Origin of the sequence: Phytomonospora sp. NPDC050363, assembly GCF_040655735.1 — a bacterium.
Lineage (GTDB): Bacteria > Actinomycetota > Actinomycetes > Mycobacteriales > Micromonosporaceae > Phytomonospora.
The window spans coordinates 129,277-147,395 of the sequence record NZ_JBFAKK010000003.1; the positions used below are offsets into that span (position 1 = coordinate 129,277).

The following is an 18,119-nucleotide window of genomic DNA, read 5'->3' on the forward strand; positions in this document are numbered from 1 at the left end:
GTCATGCAGCATGTATCGAATCCGGTCGATGTGGTCGCCCTGCGGAGAGCCGAAGCCCTCCGCAGGGCCCGCGACGGTGACCGGGAAGCTCTGAACGAGCTCGTCGTTGAGCTGACTCCCTTGTTGTGGAACGTGGTCCGCCGTCAAGGCGTCGACCGCGTCGCCGCCGAGGACGTCGTCCAGGACACCTGGCTGCGCTTGTGGAGCAGTCTTCACAGTATTCAGACGCCCGAGGCGCTGGTCGGCTGGTTGGTGACGGTCGCGAAGCGTGAAGCGATCCGCCTGTGGAAGGCCGGCTGCCGCGAGGAACCGGTCGAGCCCGAGTGGGACTCCATGATGTCCGAGGGTCCTGACGTGGACGAACATGTCACCGATCAGATCCGGGTACAAGGACAGTACCGAGTGTTGTGGGGCTTGGTCACGACGTTGAACGATCGCTGTCAGGAGCTGATCCGGATCATCGCGTTCACCGAGCGGCCCAACTACGAGACCGTGGCTTCGGCGTTGAAGATTCCGCGCGGAAGTATCGGCCCGACACGGGGGCGGTGTCTGGCGAAGTTGCGACAGCTGTTGCGCGCCGATCCGGCGTGGAATGACCGAGTGGAGTTATCCGATGAGTGAGCTTGGTGGACCTGAGATGAGCGCCGAGGCCCCTATCGACGAGGCCGATCTGGCGGCGTTGCGGGCTGTCAGGGAGCTGTACGAGATGACCGACCCGGTTCCGGCCGGATTGATCGAGCGCATCCAGTTCGCCGTGGACTTGGAGGATCTGGATGCGCAGGTGGCCCGGGTTTGCGAGGAGAGCAGGCTTGTGGGTGTGCGTAGTACCGAGGCGACGGAGACGAGGACGATCACCTTCGACTGTTCGGTTCTGACCGTCATGATCAGCATTCGCCCGATCACCGACGAGACCGTGCGGATCGACGGTTGGCTCGCGCCGGCCGGTGAACACAGGGTCGAGTGCCGATCGCCTGACGGTAAGCGTGAGACCACAGCCGATCCGCAAGGCCGGTTCGTGGTCGAGGACGTGCCTCATGGCCTGTTGCAGATGGTCATCAGGCTTTCTTGGCAGGAAGTTCACGGTGGAACTCCTCCGGTGGTGGTAACCCCGTCGATCATGGTCTGAGCAAAGTGCGAGGCCGGGATGGCGGCGGGGGCGGTCGGTCCCGAAGGGCGTGGGTAAGAATGGCGGGATGCGCCCCACCGACCCCGCTGTGCTCGCCGAGGCCCGCCGTCTGCACACTGCCGGGCGAGAGGCGGCCAACGCCGGCCGGCTCATCGACTCGGTGGTCCATCTCCGGCATGGCCTGGAGCTTCTCGGCTGGGCTGAGGGCAAGCTGTTCGAGGGCGGAGGCGAATCGGCCGCGACCGTTGGGCGCCTTCTCATGACCTTGGCTTTCGTCGAAGCCGACCAGGGGGATACCGAGCACGGGCTGTACCTGCTCAATGAGGCTGAGTCGTACACGATCAACGAGGACAAGGGGATCTATCTCCAACAACGTGCCCAGCTCCTGCGCATGTGTGGACGGCTTCCCGAGGCCCTTGAAGCTTTTGATCTTGCAGAACCCCTGCTGGTGGAGCACGGCCACACTGAGACTCTCCTCGCGCTCTATCTCAACCGGGGCGCCTTGCACGGTGCGGAGGGTCGATTTTCGGCGGCTCTCCAGGATTGGACTCGCTGTCAGCTGATTGCTGAAGAGGACAGCCAACCCATCTGGTCGGCAAAGGCTGCGCACGCCCGTGGAATCGTGGCGAAACTGCTCGGTGACGTACCGGCGGCGCTCACGTCACTCCGGGCGGCCCAGGTCGCGTATTGGCGTCATGCGCCCAAGATGGCCGCAGAACTCATGGCGACTCACGCCCATGTGCTGCACGCGGCCGGCCTGATCCATGAGGCATACCTTCGCCTGAATACGGCGATGGAGGAGTTTCGCGACCAGAACCAGAACTACATAGGCGCGATAGCGGAGGTTCTCCGGGCGCAACTCGCCCTTGAGATGGGTAATCCGGAACTAGCTGCCCAGCAGGCGACCGTGGGCGAGGAACGTGCCCGCCGTCAGGGGGACCTCGGGCTCGCCGCCGGTGCCGAGTTGGTGTTTCGGTTTGCCGAGTTCGAGTTCGCGCCACGCAGTTCTCGGATGGCGGAGGATTGCGAGCGGCTTGCCATACGACACCGGGAGCTGGGGCGTATTGCCGACGCTGATCTGGCGACGTTGCTGGCCACGCGGATCTGGACGGCCGTGGGCGACGTCTCGGCGGCCGAGCGGACGTTCCGGCCGGTAGCGCGGGCGAGGGCAAGTGAGCAGATCTCCGTTCGGCTGTCACGGGCGCAGGCGCGTGCGGAACTGATCGCCGCCCAAGCCGGACCGGTGAAGGCGCTCAGCAGCATCCGATCTGGTCTGGGACTGCTGCAGGACTTTCGAAGCCGTCTCGGAAGTGTCGAGCTTCAGGTCGGCGCTACATACTTGGGACGAAAGCTCGCCGGAACCGGCCTTAGTTACGCACTGCAATCCGCTAAGGCCCAGACGATGTTCACCTGGTCGGAACGCTCCCGGGCCCAGGCATTCCGCCTTCCGCCGATCCGTCCCGCCGAGGATCCGGAGACGGCCGACCTTCTGGCCCAGGTCCGGCAGCTGCGGGACCGCATTCGCCGGGACGAGCTGGCGGGAAAGACCAGTCGCGAGGACAAGGCCCGCTGTGCCGCGCTCGAACGCACCCTCCGCGAGCGCTCCTGGCTGGCCACCGGCCCCGGCGAGTCCATTCCCGAGTACTCCGCCTCGCGGATCAGGGCTGAGCTGAAGCGCCGAGAATCCTGCCTTGTCTCCTTCCTCGCCCACGAAGGCCGCATGCACGTCTTGGTCCTCGACGGCAAGCTCCGCCACGTGGAACTGGGCTCCAGCACTGAGGTCGAGGAAGCCGCCCGCCGTCTGGTCGCCGACCTCGACGCCCTCACAGGCCGCCGTCTCCCTCCCCGTATGGCCGACTCCATCCGGGCGTCCATCCACCACCAGACGGACTGGCTCGCCAAGGAACTCTTCGGCCGGATCCTCCCCTTCATCGGGGACCGGGACCTGGTCGTCGTTCCCACCCAACTGTTGTCGTCGCTGCCGTGGGGACTGCTCCCGCCTCTGCGCGGACGCCCGGTGACGGTGGCCCCCTCGGCCGCCGTGTGGATGGCGGCCGCCACCCGCGAGTGGACGCACGGCGGCACACCGCTCCTCTCCGCAGGCCCGGACCTTGCCAACGTGGAAGCCGAACTCGCCGGCATCGCCCAGCACTACCCACAGGGGACGGTCCTCCGGGCCGAGACCGCCACGGCCGCCGCGACGCTCGCCGCCCTCGATGGCGCCCCGATCGCCCACCTCGCCGCCCATGGTCACCACGAACCGGACAACGTTCTCTTCTCGCGCCTCGACTTCGCCGACGGCCCGCTCATGGCCTACGACATCGCCCGCCTGGCCGCCCCGCCCCGGCACGTCACGCTCTCGGCCTGCGACGTGGGCCGCTCGGTCGTGGCGGTCGGCGACGAGACGCTCGGGTTCACCGCCGCGCTCCTGTACGCGGGCACGTCCACTGTGGTCTCGTCGGTCGCCCGGGTCGCCCACGACGTGGCCGCCGATGTGATGGTCGAGTACCACCGCCGGATCGCCGACGGCGTCGCCCCCGCCCGAGCCCTTGCCGAGGCCAACGCGAAGCATGACCTCGCCCCCTTCGTGCTCTTCGGGGCGGGTTAGAGGGGTCTGGCGCGGCTTGCGCACATCCAGCACGATGTGGGCATGGACAACCTCGACTCCCTGTTCTCCGGCGCCAGTCTCCTTTCCCTGCAAGGGGCCGCGGCCGCCGCCCTGCTCGTGCCCAACGTGCTCGGCAACCTTCTCGGCGCGCGTTTCGACAAGTGGCGCAAGTGGACCTCGCTGGGCATCGCCCTGGTCCTGTCCTACCTCGCCGCATACCTGGCCAAGGACGCCAACGCGATCAAGTGGGTCGTCGCGTTCTTCAACGGCTTCCTGGTCTTCGCCTCCGCCATGGGCCTCAACCAGCTCCCGCGCAAGAACCGGCCGAACGGGCACAGCGCCGACGCGCCCGAGCCGAAGTTCCTCAAGTCGTGGACCTAGACGACAACGGCCCGGCCGCGATGCGGCCGGGCCGAGGACAGAGGTGTCAGCAGCCGTACTCGTCGGCCGTGACGTACCCGTTCCTCGTCGCGATCCGGCGGTCGTAGCAGCCCTCGGTGCCCGACAGCGCGTAGTGGTGCTCCGAGACGCCCATGGCGTGCCGCTCGGGCCTGGGCGCGCTGATGTTCCAGCCGGCCTCACCGGTGTGCACATCGGACATGTTCGTCGCGGTCAGGCCTTCGGTCGAGAACGACCTGAACTCCTCGGCGTCGCCGATGGTCAGCGTGGTAGTGAGACGGTCGGTGGAGTCGACGGCGATGACGCCGTCCATGGTGAAGGTCTTCCTGCTCGACTCCAGGACCGGGAAGCCGCCGCCGACCTGGGTCAGCGAGGTCTCGTCGGTCCAGGTCGCGGTCACGCCGTCGGGGTTCTCGCCGGCGCCCCAGGAGTGCACGCCCTCGTTGGCCACCCGGCGGTCCACAGTGGTCACGACTGTCCCGTGCGAGGTCTTCAGCGAGCCGATCGTGGTCAGGCGGTGCGAGCCCTTCGTGTTCACGCGGTGGTCGTCGCCGTCAGCGGTGTGGGTGCTGGTGTTGGCCAGATCCGTCGCGCGACTGGTGATCAGGCGTCCGCGCACGACCGTGCTGTCCTCGTCCTGCCAGGAGCGCAGGCCCACCGGCGTGTCCCAGCCGGACTGCCCCGGCTGGACGCCGACGACCTGGACGGTCACCTGGTGCGTGCGCCCGTCGTTGAGCAGTCCCAGGAAGGGCGTCAGGTCGTAGGAGATCGGGCGGACGTCGAAGGCGCGCGGTGCCGGCAGTGTGTACCAGAGGTAAGGGTTCGACCAGCCGCCCGTGTAGACGTGCGGGAAGGGCGCGGCGATCCCGGCCAGTTCGCCGTCGACGAGGACCTGCACCTCGCGGTAGGGGCCTTCGGGGTTGGGGCAGGAGTAGCCCTCGGCGGGGGCGGTGAAGTACCAGAACTCCTCGCAGCCGCCGCCGGAGCCGGTGGCGTAGACGTCGGCGATCAGCTTCTCGGAGTTGCGCGGCAGGGTCACGTCCCCGACGGTGACGCCGTCCTCTTTGTGCACATTGGACAGCGGCGTGACGGTATCGGCGGCCGGGGGAGCGGGGTGGTGCCGGTCGGCGGTGTAGAAGGTGAGGTAGACCTGCACGTCGAGGACGCCGGTGTAGGTGTCGTTGACGACGTTGCCGATCAGCATCCACGTCGGCTGCGGCGACCTCAGCAGCGCCGAGTACTCGGTGAGGTCGCTCTCGACAGTCCACGCGATGCCGTCGACGGAGGGTTCGGGGGTGGAGGTCTTGAAGACCGGCACCTCGCCGATGGTCAGGGCGCCGAGCCGGTCGTACTGGCGGCCGGCGACGGCGCCTTCGAGGCGCAGCACCACTTTCGACCAGTCGCCGGCGCAGTCGGCCGGTGGCGTGTAGGTGCCCTCGAAAGGCGTGAAGTCGCGGAACTCGTAGTCGACGAGCTGGATCTCGCATGACGGCGTGTCCGGCTTCTCGATGGGCGCGACCGCCGTTCGCGGATCGTCCCAGTCGGAACCGAACTCCGCCGGCGGCTCGGCGGCGAGCGCCGGCGATGCCGCCGCCGCGACCGTGAGCACGGCGACGCCGGCGATCGTCAGTGCCCTCTGCGTCAGTCTCATGTGCGGCCTCCGTGGTGCGAGTGGTGAACCGCAGGGAGTAAGCCAGATGACGGCGGTTTGAGTCAAGACCTCGATCAGGGTCACCGCGAGTGCGGATGGGGCCGTTCGGGGGCGTTTCGACGGGACAGCGGGAAACGGCGCGGGCAAATAGCATGACCGGCAGCGGCCCCGCACCGCTTCACCATGCCCTGATCCCCGGAGGTGATGGCCCGTGAGCGCGACACCGCAGGATTCCGGCGCATCCGACCCGAGCGGCGCCGGTGGCGCCGGGGGAGCACCGGTCGAGCCTTTCGCGTCCCTGACCGACACCCGCCGCGCGAAGTCGCGGCGAGGCGCGCCGGCCAGACGCTCGGTGAAGGCGGGCGGGGGAGGTCCGCCCGATCCCCCGCCGGTTCCGGATCCGGCGCCGGCGGCCTCGCCGGCCGAGGCGAAGGGCGTTGCCGCGGTCGGGCTGCCGCAGTGGACCCGGGACGACACCCAGGAGCTTCCGATCGTAAGGGGGACGGTCCCGGTCGCCGCTACACCGCCTGCGGCGCGATCGTCCACTCTCGACCTCGGCCCACCACCATCGACCGGGGAGCCGACCGCGGCCGAAGCCGTGTTCGGTCCCCGGCCCGCCACGACCGGCACCTCCGTTCCGGAACCCACCGCTCCCACCGCGCGCCCGAAGAGCCCGAAACCTCCCCGGCCCGCCAAGCCTCCCAAGCCCTCGCGCGCTCCTCGGCCTCCCAAGGCCCGCAAGCCCCGCCGCGACCGCCTTGCGGCGAAACTCATCCCGGCCTGGTTTCGACCCGGCGGACGAGTCCGTGCCCTGCGTCTCGACGCCATCCCCGTGCGTGTGTTCGCCACGGCCCTCGTCGTCGCGCTCGCGCTGTTCGCCATCGGCACCCTCCGCGACGGCGGCCAGGACCGGCCCACCGATACCGGCGCCGAGCAGGTCGACCCGGTCCTCCAGCCGCTTCCCGCGGGCGAATCGGCCACGCCGTCGGCGTCCCCGGTGCCGTCCGCCGAACCTTCCACGTCGCCCAAGCCGAAACCCGGTTCCACCGGCGACGACGAGCCCGCGAAGCCCGACGACCCGCCCGACGGCAACGACGGCGGCGACGACGACAACGGGGGCGGGAAGGCTCCCGGCACCGGCTCCTTCCGGATCAAGTCGGTCTCCTCGGGCCTGTGCCTCGACGAGAGCGACCGCGGCGACTCGACGGTCGTGCAGAAGAACTGCTCGTCGGCACCGCTGTCGGCCGAAGGACTCCAGAGTCTCGGCGGCGGTGAGTACTACCTGACGACCTACCACCCCGACCACGGCGAGGGCTGCATCTCCTCGGCGGACAACGGGGTCGGCAACGGCTTCATCGGCGACGCCTGCACCGGCGACCCCTCGCAGGTGTTCACGCTCGACCGGGTCGCCGACGGCGTCTACCGCATCCGCCTCGTCGACAACGGCACCTGCCTCGCCGTCAGCGGCGGCGGGGCGCCGGTCTCCGCCGGTTGCGGCAAGGGCGAGAACCAGCGTTTCGAGTTCGTCTGACCATTCCTGCCCGTAGGTGTCAAGGATTGGCGAGACGATGGACCCATGAGCGAAAACGGAGTGGGGAACAGGCCGCTGACCGGGAAGATCGTGCTGGTCGCGGGGGCGACGCGTGGTGCCGGCCGGGCGATCGCGGTCGAGTTCGGGCGGGCCGGCGCGACCGTGTACGCCACCGGGCGCTCGACCCGGTCGAAGCGCTCGGAGATCGACCGCGCCGAGACGATCGAGGAGACCGCCGAACTGGTCGACGCCGCCGGCGGGAAGGGCATCGCCGTCCCGACCGACCACCTCGACGTCGCACAGGTCCGCGAACTCGTCGCGCGCATCGACAAGGAAGCCGGGCGCCTCGACGTCCTCGTCAACGACATCTGGGGCGGCGAGCACCTCACCGAGTGGGGCAAGCCGCTGTGGGAGCTCGACCTCGACAAGGGCCTGCGGATGCTGCGCCTGGCGATCGACACGCACATCATCACCAGCCATGAGGCGCTTCCCCTGCTGATCCGCAACCCCGGCGGCCTCGTCATCGAGATCACCGACGGGGACGAGGAGTTCAACCGCGAGTACCGGCAGCAGTTCTTCTACGACCTGGCCAAGATCACGCCCCAGCGCATGGCGCTGGCGCTGGCCAAGGAGCTCGAACCCCACGGTGGCACCGCGGTGTCGGTCACGCCGGGTTTCCTGCGCTCGGAGCAGATGCTGGCGCACTTCGGGGTCACCGAGGACAACTGGCGCGACGCGATCGTCCAGAGCGTCCACTTCGGAATGTCGGAGACGCCGTACTTCGTCGCGCGCTGCATCACCGCGCTCGCCGCCGACCCCGACCGCGCGCGCTGGGCCGGCCGGGGCGTCGCCAGCTGGGAGCTCGCGCCCGTCTACGGGATCCGCGACCTCGACGGCACCCAGCCGCACTTCGCCGACTACTACCGCGCGACCGAGGCCGGCGCCGACGTCAACGACTACTCGCCCTACCGACGCTGACAGCGATCCCGGCCGCTCATGCGGCCGGGACCCCTACGCGTTGCGGGCCGCCATGGCCGCGCCCACCGCCGCGAGCCCGGCCCGCACCTCCGGCGGCGCCAGCACCTCGACCTCGCCGCCAAGGCAGGTGAGCTGGTGCACGGCGATCGCGACGCTCTCCAGCCCCACCTCGACCTCCACCCAGCCCTCGCCGTCGGGCGGCCCGCACTCGGCGAGCGCCCGGCGGGCGGTGAGCGGGCCGACCGCCGCGTCGAAACGGCTCACCGCGCGAGGGCTGAGCCGCACCCGCACCGGCTGCGGCTGCATGACCTCGTCGAACTGTGCCTGTGACGTCGCCCACCAGGCGGCCAGGTCGAAGCCCCCGGGCCGTTCGAAGCGCTCGCCCGTGTCGGCGACGTCGGTCACCCTCGACGCCCGGTAGGTCAGCACGCGGCCCTTCTCCGAACGCATCGCCAGGTACCAGACGCCCGCCTTGAGGACCAGGCCCAGCGGGTCGAGGACGCGCCGGATGACGTCCTCGCCGCGCCGGTAGCCCACGTCGAGTCGCCGCTGCTCCCACACCGCGTCGGCGACCGCGGCCAGGTGCGGGGCCTCGTCGGGCGCGGCGAACCACGCCGGGGCGTCGAGGTGGAAGCGTTCGCGCAGGCGTCCGGCCCGGTCGCGCAGCTCCGGCGGCAGCGTCGCCAGGACCTTCGCCTGCGCGGCCACCGCCACCGTCCCCAGCCCGAGCCCGTCGAGCACCGCCGGGGCCGTCCCCGCGAACAGGCTCGCCGCCTCGTCGGCGGTGAGACCGTCGAGGCGGGTGCGCCAGCCGTCGAGGAGCCTGATCCCGCCCGTCGGTCCCGGCTCGGTCCACAGCGGCACCCCGGCGCTCTGGAGGGCCGTCACGTCCCGGTAGATCGTGCGCACCGAGACCTCCAGCGCCTCGGCCAGGCGCGCGGCCGTCGCGCCGCGCTCGGTCTGCAAAGTGAGGAGGAGGGCGACGAGCCGGCCTGCCTTCATGCGGGATGAACCTCCAGGTCACAGGGTCGGGGATATCCCCTCGAAGGGGTCGCCGGTGGTCTGCTAAAGTTTCCCCTCGGTGCGGCAAGTACGGCACCGAGACACGCGCCGTTAGCTCAATTGGCAGAGCAGCTGGCTCTTAACCAGCGGGTTCGGGGTTCGAGTCCCTGACGGCGCACCACACGGTAAACCCCCGATCGGCCACCGCGCCGGTCGGGGGTTTTCGTTTACCGGTCCTCCATATGGGACACATACATGCGAGTGCCGCTTCGCCTTCCAGGCTCGCCCGCGGCCCGCATAATGGCCGCAGCCGAGGGGGAGGCAACACGATGTGGGACTGGTCGCTGATCACCGGATCGGTCGTGTCCAACATCGTCATCGCCGGTCTCGTCGCGGCGGCGTTCCTCGTCTTCGACGCCCGCCGAGTGTGGTGGACCGGCTGGGGATGGTTCCCCATCGCCTTCGTCTCCGGCGTCGGCACCGCGGCGCTGGTCAAGTTCGTCGTCGACGTCCTCTGGCAACCCTTCCCCGACCCGCTCCCGCTGCTCGTGTGCGCCTACATCGGAGGCGTGGTCGCCGCCGGCGTCCTCGCGGCGGGGAAGATCCTCTACTACGGGCCCGGCATGCGCACCCTGTCGGTCATCGCCGTGATCTGCGTGCTCGCCGCCTCGGCGATCCAGGTCAACCGCCACTACGGCTGGTACCCCTCGGTCGCCGGACTCCTCGGCCACCTCCCCGTCGAACCCGTCGGCCTCGACGAGCTCGACCCCGCCGACGCCACCATCGCCGCCCCCGACGGCAAGTCCCTCGCCCAGGCATGGAAACCGCCCGCCGACCTGCCCGCCCACGGCGCGCTCGCCGAGATGGACGTCCCACCGACCGCGTCGGGCTTCCAGGCCCGCAGCGGCTGGGTCTGGCTGCCGCCCGCCTATCTGGTGACCCCGCGGCCCGTCCTGCCCGTTCTCGTGCTCGTCGCCGGGCAGCCGGGCAGTCCCCGCGACTGGATCGACTCCGGCCAGATCGTGCAGACGATGGACGCCTACGCCGCCCGCCACGAGGGACTGGCGCCCGTGGTCGTCATGCCCGACCAGCTCGGCGGCGCCTGGTCCAACCCGATGTGCCTCGACACCGAACTCGGCCAGTCGCTGACGTATCTCTCGATCGACGTGCCCGCCTGGGTTCACGAGAACCTGTCGGTGGCCACCGACCGCGACTCCTGGGCCTTCGGCGGCTTCTCCCAGGGCGGGACCTGCTCGCTGATCCTCGCGGTCAACTCGCCCTCCACCTACGGCCGCTTCCTCGACCTCAGCGGCGAGGCCGAGCCGAGTCTCGGCAGCCGGCAGGAGACCCTCGACGAGGCCTTCGACGGTGACGCCGCCGCCTTCGCGCGCGTCAACCCCCTCGACGTCATGGCGTCGACGAACTTCGCCGACACCGCCGGCCGCTTCGTGATCGGCGAGAAGGACACCGGCATGGCCGAGGGACTGCGCGCCCTGTACGCGGCGGCGCAGAACGCGGGGATGAACGTCGAGTACCAGACCGTCCCCGGCGGTCACGACATGAACGCCTGGCGGACCGGCATGCTCGAATCCCTGCCCTGGCTGGGCGACGAGCTCGGCCTCACCGCCCCGGCGGGCCTCTAGAGCGCGTCACAACGAGCCCGGAAACGGCCTGAGACGCACGTAGGCTGTCTCGCATGTCTCTCAGGTTGGTCAGGGCACCCGAGCCCTACGAACGGCTCGACGGCGACGGTCCGTCGCTGTTCCTGGCGGGTGGGATCACCGGCATCGAGGACTGGCAGTCGAGGGCCGAGATCCTCGCCGGGCGCGCCGGTTTCCCCGTCACGGTCTTCAACCCGCGCCGCGCCGGCTTCGACATGACCCGCGAGGCCGACAGCGTCGAGCAGATCGCTTGGGAGCACCGGCTTCTGCGCGCCGCCGATCTGGTGCTCTTCTGGTTCGCCGAAGGGCCCTCGACGCAGCCGATCACCCTCTTCGAACTCGGCTCGGCCGCCGAACGACCGGGCAGGATCGCCGTCGGCGTCCACCCCTCGTACTCGCGGGCAATGGATGTGCGGCAGCAGTTGCGGCACGTGCGGCCCGAGGTGGAGGTGCGCTCCACCCTTGAGGAAGTGGTCGCCGAGGCGCTGCGCGCCCTGCGTGACGGCTGAGGCCGCCGGGCGGACGAGTGGCCGGGACGGCGTCGAGGGCACGGCGGTGTCAGGGACACGCGGTTCAAGGAGGACGAACAGAACCGGCGCCCCTTTCCGGGACGCCGGTGATGTCGTTTCCGCTCGTACGGCCTCGTCAGGCCGCTTCGAGTCCCCCGTCGCGAGCCAGGTCCCGCAGACGCGCGAGCGCCTGGATCTCCAGCTGGCGGATGCGTTCGCGAGAAAGCGAGAACCGGTTGGCGACCTCCGTGAGCGAGTGCTCACGGCCGTCCTCCAGCCCGTAGCGGGCCTTCACGATCCCGGCCGAGCGGTCGTCGAGGTGGTTGAGCATCAGGTCGATGCGCTCACGCTCGAGACCGGCGATCACCACGTCCTCCGGCGAAGGCTCGTCGGAGTCGGCGACCAGGTCGCCGAGGTTGGTGTCGCCGTCGTCGCCGATCGGGGTGTCCAGCGAAACGGTGTCCTGGGACCAGCGGATCAACTCGTTGACGCGTTCGACCGTCACACCCAGTGCGTGGGCGATCTGGTCGGGCTCCGGGTCCGCCCCGAGCTCGCGGGTGAGCTGCCTGGCCATGTTGCGCATGCGGTTGACGTCTTCGACCAAGTGCACCGGGAGGCGGACGGTGCGCTCCTGCTGGGCGATGGCCCGCGAGATCGCCTGCCGGATCCACCAGGTCGCATAGGTCGAGAACTTGAACCCGCGCTGGTAGTCGAACTTCTCCACCGCGCGCACCAGACCGGTGTTGCCCTCCTGGATCAGGTCCAGCATGGGCATACCGCTGCGCACGTACCGGCGGGCGATCGAGACCACCAGGCGAAGGTTCGCCTTGATGAACTGCTCCTTGGCTTTTTGGCCATCGAGAACAATGCGGTTAAGCTCGCTGGCGGTAGCCCCATCGGGAATCTGATCGTCAGCAAGGAGTCGTTGCGCGTACAAGCCCGCCTCGACCGCCCTGGCGAGGTCGACCTCTCCGGCCGCGTCGAGCAGCGGGGTCTTCGAGATCTCGTGCAGGTACACGCCGACCAGGTCGCGCTCTTCTGCGACCTCGCCAGTACGGATACTCTTCGTCGCCGTGTCCACGCTCAAGGGTCCTCCAACCTCGTTCGTCCCCCATCACACCGGTGGTGCCATCATCACAACAGATGGGCCGGGGTGTTGATTCCGTCCTCAGGGCGACTGCTGCATGTCCTGCATCACTCGTTACCTGATATTGACGTTCATGAGACGCACCGCGGGCCCGTTCGTGACGACGATGCGGCGCACGTCACTTGGATACCCGTCGTTGATCTCATCTACTTACGACTACACGCGTTATCTCGGGAAAAGGTTGAGTGTCCACCCGATCGAGGTGACGCTCACTGCCTATGACCTCCGCCACTGCCACTCCGCGAACCCCCTCATCTCGACGAACGCCGCCGGTCCTTGACGGCCCCCGCGGTCGCCGCCAAGGCGTCCGCGGTGCGTTGCCGGCCGCGCGCGGCCAGTCCCACGAAGAGGCAGTCGACGACCGTCAACTGGGCGATGCGGCTGGCGGTCGCACCGGATCGGAATGTGGTCTCCCCCGCAGCGGTGGTCAGGACGTGATCGACGACACCTGAAACCGTCGAGCGCGGGAAGTTCGTGAGGGCGACCGTCGTGACGCCCCGGTCGGCGGCCAGCTTGAGCACGTCGACGATGTCGTGGGTCTCGCCGGTGTGGGTGATCCCGAAGGCGACGTCGCCCGGTTTGAGCAGTGCCGCGCCCGTCAGGGCTGCGTGCACGTCGGTCCAGCAGTTCGCGGTGCGGCCGATGCGGTGCAGCTTCTGGTGGAAGTCGGCGGCGACGAAACCGGAGGCGCCGACGCCGAACACGTCCACGCGGCCGGCGTTGGCCAGCGCGTCGACGACCTTCGTGCACACGGCCGGGTCGAGCTGCTCGACGGTGTCGGAGACGGCCCGCGTGTCGTGGAAGCCGATCGTGGCGATGATCCGGGGCATGTCCGCGCCGGCGGGGATGTCGCCACCGACGACCTTCGGGTCCGGCGTCGAAGGCCTGCGCGCGACCGCCTCGGCAGCCCGCAGACGCAGCTGGCGGTGGCCGGAGAGGCCGATCGAGCGGCAGAAGCGGATGACAGTCGCCTCGGACGTGTGCGCGGCGGCGGCGAGGTCGGTGATCGTGTAGGTCGCCAGCGCGGCCGGATCGCCGAGGATCGTGGTGGCGACCCGCTGCTCGGCTTTGGGCAGTGAGGGGAGCACGCCGCGGATCTGCGCTATGAGATCCACGGTGGGAGCGCTCACCCTACTGTCTTGTTTCGCCACACGGAGGACGTTACGGCCATTTGACAACCGTGGTCAACTCGGCCGAAGGTGTCGCGCAGGAGACCGGAACGGGTCGTATTCTCGACGACGTGACGGATCTCTTGGTGTGGATCGACTGTGAAATGACCGGACTCGACCTGGCCGGCGACGCCCTCATCGAGGTCGCCGCGCTGGTCACCGACCCCGACCTGAACGTGCTCGGGGAGGGTGTCGACATCGTCATCCACGCCGGGGACGAGCAGCTGGACAACATGCTCCCCGTCGTGCGGGACATGCACGCCAAGTCGGGGCTCACCGAGGAGGTGCGCGCCTCGAAGGTGACCGTGGCCGAGGCCGAGAGGCTCGTCCTGGACTACATCCGCGAGTGGGTGCCCGACCCGCGCACCGCGCCGCTGTGCGGGAACTCCATCGCCACCGACCGCGGCTTCATCGCCCGCGACATGCCCGCCCTGCACGAGCACCTCCACTACCGGATGATCGACGTGTCCTCGGTGAAGGAACTGACGCGTCGCTGGTATCCCCGCGTGTACTTCTCGCAGCCGCAGAAGGGCCTCGCGCACCGGGCGCTGGCCGACATCCGCGACAGCATCAAGGAACTGGAGTACTACCGCCGCGCGGTCTTCGTCGCGCAGCCGGGACCCGACAGTGAGACCGCCCGCGCGATCGGTGAGGCCATCGGCACCGAATAGCGGTGCGAGATCGGGGGAGAACGCCTGCTCGCGAGAGGTTCGGCGACCGTCCACATGGGGTACTCAGACCGCATGGGTATCGGAGCCGCAATATTTCTCATCGTGCTCGGCGCGATCCTGTCATTCGCCGTGGAGTGGGACATCTCCTGGCTGAACCTGCAGGCCGCCGGGCTCATTCTCATGGCCGCGGGCGTGTTGTGGCTGGTGCTCTTCTTCCGCATCTGGAACAAGCGCCGCGCGGCCCGCGCACGCCGAACGGTCATCGAAGAACGACATGTGCCCCGAACGGTCATCGAAGAGGAGCACGTGCCGCAGACCATCGTCGAGGAACGCCACGTCCAGCGCGGCGACTACGACGACCGACAGCGAACACCCTCGGAGACGGTCGTCGAACAGACGGTCGCCCCCAAGCGTCGTCGCATCATCAGACGGAGGTGATCGGACATGATGGCAGTCGTCGCGGCGATCCTGTTCGGCCTCGCGCTCATCTTCCGGCTGGCGGACTTCAGCCTTGAGATCTTCACCGCCAGTCTCCTGACCACCGCCGGGCTGCTCTTCGCGGCCCTGCACCTCGCCGGCGTCGGATCCGCGGTGCGCCGCGGTGGTGGCGGCGGCGGTCGCTCCTGGAGGGGCCGCAGGCCCTGGCGCGGCCGGCGCTACAGCAGGCGCTGAGCCTTCGACCTTTGACGGGCCCCGTCCGCCCCAATGGGACGGGGCCCGTACCCGTGCGACCGGGCCTGGGGAGCAGAACGCCGGCCTGTCGGAGGGCTGAGACGGACCTTGACCGAGAGCCACCCGCGCGGGTCGAGGAAACTGTGCGCGGCGCCGCCACGATGCCGCCACGTTTGCGCCACAATCTCGCTACGGGCCGGGCCGGACCGTCACTCGTCGGGCCCGCGTGGCCACTTCAGGGGAAACCCGGATGGCGTGCGAGCCTTCCATCGGGAAAGATGCGTGCTGTTCACTATTTCCCCGGGAGTAGAACGTGCTCAAGGAGCAGATCACCAGAGGTCTCGACTGGATCGACTACGCGCGCCGTGGTCCCTCCGATGTGGACCGTCCACGGATGCTGCGCATCGTCTACCGCTGGTGGCTGGTGGCCTTCGCGCTCAAGATCCTCGGTTCGAGCTGGGACGTGTCGTGGCACTTCAAGTGGCTGCGCGACGACCTCGCACCGCCGCACATCCTCAACACCATCGGCACGATCATGGTCCTCGTGCTGGTCGTGTGCCACACCTACACCGGCTTCGGCGTCGACAAGATCTCACTGCGGCTGATGCAGCTGGGCACCGGGGTGTTCCTGGTGTCGATCCCGGTCGACCTCGTCAACCACGCCGTCAACGGCCTCGACATCACCGCCTGGTCGTTCTCCCACGCCGGGCTGTACATCGGGACCGCGATCATGATCGCCGGCGCGCTGCGGGCCTACTGGCTGTTCGGGCCGCGCGAGTGGATGGCCGAGCGCCGTTTCACCATCGCCGCCCTGTGGTTCGCGTTCTTCGAGAACACCCTCTTCCCGAACCAGCACCAGGAGTACGGGGTCCTGTCGATCGCGGCCTACCTGCGCGGTGCCCCCTACGCCGAGCCGGAGCTGCGCGAGTTCGCCGCACAGCAACTCGGGATGCCGCTGGGGGAGCAGTCCTTCATCGCCTTCGCGCTGCCCATCCCCGACTGGGTCTACCTCTCCTGGGCCGTCGGGGTCGGCATGATCGCCCTCGTCATCGCCCGCAAGATGGTCGGACTGCGGTTCACCGCGACCGCCGTCGCCGGTGCCTACGTCGCCTACCGCTGCGTCGCCTGGGGCCTCCTCACGGCGGCGGACTTCCCCCCGTCGGCCGTCCCCTTCATGCTCCTCGGCGGTGCCATCGGCATCGACCTGGTGATGTTGCGCACTCTTCCCTGGTGGGCCGAGGCGATCGGCGGCGGATTCGTCGCGGCGTTCCTCACCGGCCTCACGCTGTACGTGCAGGGTGAGCTGCTGGACGCGCCCCCCGTCGACTTCACCACCTGGTACGGCGGTGCCTCCGTCTGGTACGGCGCCCTCGGCCTGGCGGGCATGTGGCTCGTGGCGAACGCGCTGGTCAGGTCCGGTGCGTGGGCCCGCCACATGCAGCCGAGCACCTTCCGGCCGCCCCGATTCCCGCTTTTGAAAAACCCGGTGGCGGCGGGGCCCTGAGGTACCGCTATCATTGGGCGTCGCCGCTTCTGCGGTGAACGATGGTGGGTGTAGCTCAGCTGGTAGAGCGCCCGGTTGTGGTCCGTGAGGTCGCGGGTTCGAGCCCCGTCACTCACCCCGTCGAGCCCCGTCCGACCTGTGGGAACACAGGGAGGGCGGGGTTTTTCCTGCCCGTTGGGCGGGGCGACGGGTCCCGGCGGTGCCGTCTCGCGACGCCAGGGCACTCGCAGCGCGTGTTCGAGGCTCAGTGCTCGAACGACTCGCGGACGTGGCCCTCGCCGCCGAGCCCGGGGAAGGCGAGTTCGACGGCGGGCCGGCCGGCCACGAGCCCTTGATTCCGTCGTCGAGACACCCGGGCGTGGGGCTCGCGAGCTCTTCGCCCACTGCCGGCTGTCGCCACACTGTTGTCATCGCGAGGGTGGCTTCTCTCCCGACGACCCGTCCACCCGGCGTCCCCGGGCGGACCGCATCCGCCGGCCCGCTGCCAAGCGCACCTCACGCCCTTAGCGCGCCCGCCCTTCCGGCAGAGTGAACCCGCCCCAAGCGCCCCGACACCCCGCCCCTCCTGCCCCCCCCGGAGCACCACCGTGAACCGCATCAGCCTCACCGTTCCGACCGTCCCCGCCGGCGCCCACGCCGCCAGTGCCGTGCGTAAGGTCATCACCGGCGTCGACCGTGCGCGGGTCGGCGTCCACGCCGTCCTCGGCTACTTCGTCGGCCCCGGCGACGTCGTCGAGGTCGACGTCGGCGCTTTGCTCCTCGTCGTCGACAGGGAGGCTCTCGTCCCATCCGCAGGCCGCGCCCGCCACCCGGCGCCGGGCCGACCCGCGCTCGCGGTCCACCTCGCCGACCCGGACGCCACCGACGTGCTCCGGCCGGTGTGGTCCGCGAGCTACGCGACCGCCGAGTCCACCTACGGCGCCGCGACCCTCAACGCCCTCGGCCGCCTGCTCGCGGCGCACCCGCCGGCGGGCGGGGGAGTCCGCACCATCACGGAGGCGTAGCGCCCTGCTCGACGTGCGCCCCAATGCCACCATGGCCCATGAGCGACTGGGAGCGGTTCATCGCCGACGTGCCGTGGTTTCTCCGGCCGGGCGACCTCGCCGTCCCCGGCGAACCGCGACCTTGGCGGCGGGGTGGACGAACTGCCGGAGCCGTCGGCGTTCCTCACTTCGGCGACGGCCACGCCCGTCTCCGTCGGCGACGTCTCCTACGAACTGCCGGCGTGGGTGGCTCTGCTTCCCGCCGTGGCACGGCGGGTCCGTCACGGGGGTCCACGCGCCCTTCCGGCACCTCAGCGAACGGGGGAGCCGGGCGTCCGCCACGCCTGCTGCGACGTGACATGTCGCGGGTGCGGCGTGCGCGCGCCGCACCCGCGAAGGTCCGGCCGGACCGCTCGTGTGCCCGTGCCTCACGGTCCGGCCTCCCACGTGGGGACCCTGGTGCCCACCAGGGGGTAGATCGACGCTACGTCTCGCGGCGAACAGTGAC

17 protein-coding genes and 2 tRNA genes are annotated in these 18,119 nt (G+C 69.6%); 15 read left to right on the top strand and 4 right to left on the bottom strand.

Annotation, left to right across the window (positions count from 1 at the left end; all coding sequences use genetic code 11):
- The first annotated feature begins 3 nt into the window (after positions 1 to 3).
- From AB0I28_RS08660 to AB0I28_RS08675, 4 genes are all read left to right on the top strand, one after another.
- Entirely contained in the window at positions 4 to 621 is a 618-nt protein-coding gene (locus tag AB0I28_RS08660) for a sigma-70 family RNA polymerase sigma factor (RefSeq protein WP_357491070.1), read from the top strand.
- Between the two features lie 16 nt (positions 622 to 637).
- The gene (locus AB0I28_RS08665; protein WP_357491072.1) at positions 638 to 1,126 is read left to right on the top strand and encodes a hypothetical protein; all 489 of its coding nucleotides are present in this window, start codon (positions 638 to 640) and stop codon (positions 1,124 to 1,126) included.
- Positions 1,127 to 1,193: 67 nt separating this feature from the next.
- A complete protein-coding gene (locus AB0I28_RS08670) occupies positions 1,194 to 3,734 on the top strand; it encodes a CHAT domain-containing protein (protein ID WP_357491074.1) in 2,541 nt (846 codons plus the stop codon).
- Between the two features lie 42 nt (positions 3,735 to 3,776).
- Positions 3,777 to 4,115, top strand: a complete 339-nt coding sequence (locus AB0I28_RS08675; protein ID WP_357491076.1) for a hypothetical protein — start codon at positions 3,777 to 3,779, stop codon at positions 4,113 to 4,115.
- A gap of 46 nt (positions 4,116 to 4,161) precedes the next feature.
- Here AB0I28_RS08675 and AB0I28_RS08680 read toward each other — a convergent pair whose 3' ends face one another.
- Positions 4,162 to 5,784 (bottom strand): peptide-N4-asparagine amidase, encoded by a 1,623-nt coding sequence (locus tag AB0I28_RS08680; protein ID WP_357491078.1) that lies wholly within the window; start codon positions 5,782 to 5,784, stop codon positions 4,162 to 4,164.
- A gap of 211 nt (positions 5,785 to 5,995) precedes the next feature.
- Between AB0I28_RS08680 and AB0I28_RS08685 the strand changes: the two genes are divergently transcribed.
- Together AB0I28_RS08685 and AB0I28_RS08690 are read left to right on the top strand one after the other, a co-directional pair.
- On the top strand, positions 5,996 to 7,315 hold the full coding sequence (locus AB0I28_RS08685) for a hypothetical protein (protein WP_357491080.1): 1,320 nt from the start codon (positions 5,996 to 5,998) through the stop codon (positions 7,313 to 7,315).
- A 45-nt stretch (positions 7,316 to 7,360) separates the two neighbouring features.
- Complete coding sequence (locus AB0I28_RS08690; RefSeq protein WP_357491082.1) at positions 7,361 to 8,293, top strand: SDR family oxidoreductase; 933 nt, start codon at positions 7,361 to 7,363, stop codon at positions 8,291 to 8,293.
- A 33-nt stretch (positions 8,294 to 8,326) separates the two neighbouring features.
- On the opposite strand, the gene AB0I28_RS08695 is transcribed toward AB0I28_RS08690, so the two are convergent.
- A complete protein-coding gene (locus tag AB0I28_RS08695; protein ID WP_357491084.1) occupies positions 8,327 to 9,295 on the bottom strand; it encodes a YafY family protein in 969 nt (322 codons plus the stop codon).
- A gap of 105 nt (positions 9,296 to 9,400) precedes the next feature.
- Between AB0I28_RS08695 and AB0I28_RS08700 the strand changes: the two genes are divergently transcribed.
- The 3 genes from AB0I28_RS08700 to AB0I28_RS08710 all read left to right on the top strand — a co-directional run bounded on the left by AB0I28_RS08700 (position 9,401) and on the right by AB0I28_RS08710 (position 11,465).
- Positions 9,401 to 9,476, top strand: a tRNA-Lys gene (locus tag AB0I28_RS08700).
- 148 nt (positions 9,477 to 9,624) lie between these two features.
- Positions 9,625 to 10,938 (top strand): alpha/beta hydrolase-fold protein, encoded by a 1,314-nt coding sequence (locus AB0I28_RS08705; RefSeq protein WP_357491086.1) that lies wholly within the window; start codon positions 9,625 to 9,627, stop codon positions 10,936 to 10,938.
- A 53-nt stretch (positions 10,939 to 10,991) separates the two neighbouring features.
- A complete protein-coding gene (locus AB0I28_RS08710; RefSeq protein ID WP_357491088.1) occupies positions 10,992 to 11,465 on the top strand; it encodes a nucleoside 2-deoxyribosyltransferase domain-containing protein in 474 nt (157 codons plus the stop codon).
- A 136-nt stretch (positions 11,466 to 11,601) separates the two neighbouring features.
- Here AB0I28_RS08710 and AB0I28_RS08715 read toward each other — a convergent pair whose 3' ends face one another.
- Positions 11,602 to 12,546 (bottom strand): sigma-70 family RNA polymerase sigma factor, encoded by a 945-nt coding sequence (locus AB0I28_RS08715; RefSeq protein ID WP_357491090.1) that lies wholly within the window; start codon positions 12,544 to 12,546, stop codon positions 11,602 to 11,604.
- Positions 12,547 to 12,863: 317 nt separating this feature from the next.
- Positions 12,864 to 13,727 carry a MurR/RpiR family transcriptional regulator gene (locus AB0I28_RS08720; protein WP_357491092.1) on the bottom strand — a complete coding sequence of 288 codons (864 nt, stop codon included), beginning with the start codon at positions 13,725 to 13,727 and terminating at the stop codon, positions 12,864 to 12,866.
- Between the two features lie 125 nt (positions 13,728 to 13,852).
- Between AB0I28_RS08720 and orn the strand changes: the two genes are divergently transcribed.
- The 6 genes from orn (at position 13,853) to AB0I28_RS08750 (ending at position 17,632) form a co-directional block, all read left to right on the top strand.
- Positions 13,853 to 14,452, top strand: coding sequence for an oligoribonuclease (orn, locus tag AB0I28_RS08725; protein WP_357491094.1), 600 nt, complete (start codon positions 13,853 to 13,855; stop codon positions 14,450 to 14,452).
- A 72-nt stretch (positions 14,453 to 14,524) separates the two neighbouring features.
- Positions 14,525 to 14,890 carry a DUF6458 family protein gene (locus AB0I28_RS08730; protein ID WP_357491096.1) on the top strand — a complete coding sequence of 122 codons (366 nt, stop codon included), beginning with the start codon at positions 14,525 to 14,527 and terminating at the stop codon, positions 14,888 to 14,890.
- Between the two features lie 6 nt (positions 14,891 to 14,896).
- A complete protein-coding gene (locus AB0I28_RS08735; protein ID WP_357491098.1) occupies positions 14,897 to 15,124 on the top strand; it encodes a hypothetical protein in 228 nt (75 codons plus the stop codon).
- Between the two features lie 313 nt (positions 15,125 to 15,437).
- On the top strand, positions 15,438 to 16,628 hold the full coding sequence (locus AB0I28_RS08740; RefSeq protein ID WP_357491100.1) for a hypothetical protein: 1,191 nt from the start codon (positions 15,438 to 15,440) through the stop codon (positions 16,626 to 16,628).
- A 44-nt stretch (positions 16,629 to 16,672) separates the two neighbouring features.
- Positions 16,673 to 16,745: transfer RNA gene (locus tag AB0I28_RS08745), tRNA-His, on the top strand.
- 470 nt (positions 16,746 to 17,215) lie between these two features.
- Positions 17,216 to 17,632 (top strand): hypothetical protein, encoded by a 417-nt coding sequence (locus AB0I28_RS08750; protein WP_357491102.1) that lies wholly within the window; start codon positions 17,216 to 17,218, stop codon positions 17,630 to 17,632.
- Positions 17,633 to 18,119 lie beyond the last annotated feature (487 nt).

Excerpts from the sequence above, each read along its gene's own strand:
- AB0I28_RS08680 (WP_357491078.1), bottom strand. The coding sequence starts at position 5,784 with ATGAGACTGACGCAGAGGGCACTGACGATCGCCGGCGTCGCCGTGCTC.
- AB0I28_RS08690 (WP_357491082.1), top strand. The coding sequence starts at position 7,361 with ATGAGCGAAAACGGAGTGGGGAACAGGCCGCTGACCGGGAAGATCGTG.
- AB0I28_RS08665 (WP_357491072.1), top strand. The coding sequence starts at position 638 with ATGAGCGCCGAGGCCCCTATCGACGAGGCCGATCTGGCGGCGTTGCGG.
- AB0I28_RS08735 (WP_357491098.1), top strand. The coding sequence starts at position 14,897 with ATGATGGCAGTCGTCGCGGCGATCCTGTTCGGCCTCGCGCTCATCTTC.
- AB0I28_RS08695 (WP_357491084.1), bottom strand. The coding sequence starts at position 9,295 with ATGAAGGCAGGCCGGCTCGTCGCCCTCCTCCTCACTTTGCAGACCGAG.
- AB0I28_RS08670 (WP_357491074.1), top strand. The coding sequence starts at position 1,194 with ATGCGCCCCACCGACCCCGCTGTGCTCGCCGAGGCCCGCCGTCTGCAC.
- AB0I28_RS08675 (WP_357491076.1), top strand. The coding sequence starts at position 3,777 with ATGGACAACCTCGACTCCCTGTTCTCCGGCGCCAGTCTCCTTTCCCTG.
- AB0I28_RS08730 (WP_357491096.1), top strand. The coding sequence starts at position 14,525 with ATGGGTATCGGAGCCGCAATATTTCTCATCGTGCTCGGCGCGATCCTG.
- AB0I28_RS08710 (WP_357491088.1), top strand. The coding sequence starts at position 10,992 with ATGTCTCTCAGGTTGGTCAGGGCACCCGAGCCCTACGAACGGCTCGAC.
- AB0I28_RS08660 (WP_357491070.1), top strand. The coding sequence starts at position 4 with ATGCAGCATGTATCGAATCCGGTCGATGTGGTCGCCCTGCGGAGAGCC.
- AB0I28_RS08705 (WP_357491086.1), top strand. The coding sequence starts at position 9,625 with ATGTGGGACTGGTCGCTGATCACCGGATCGGTCGTGTCCAACATCGTC.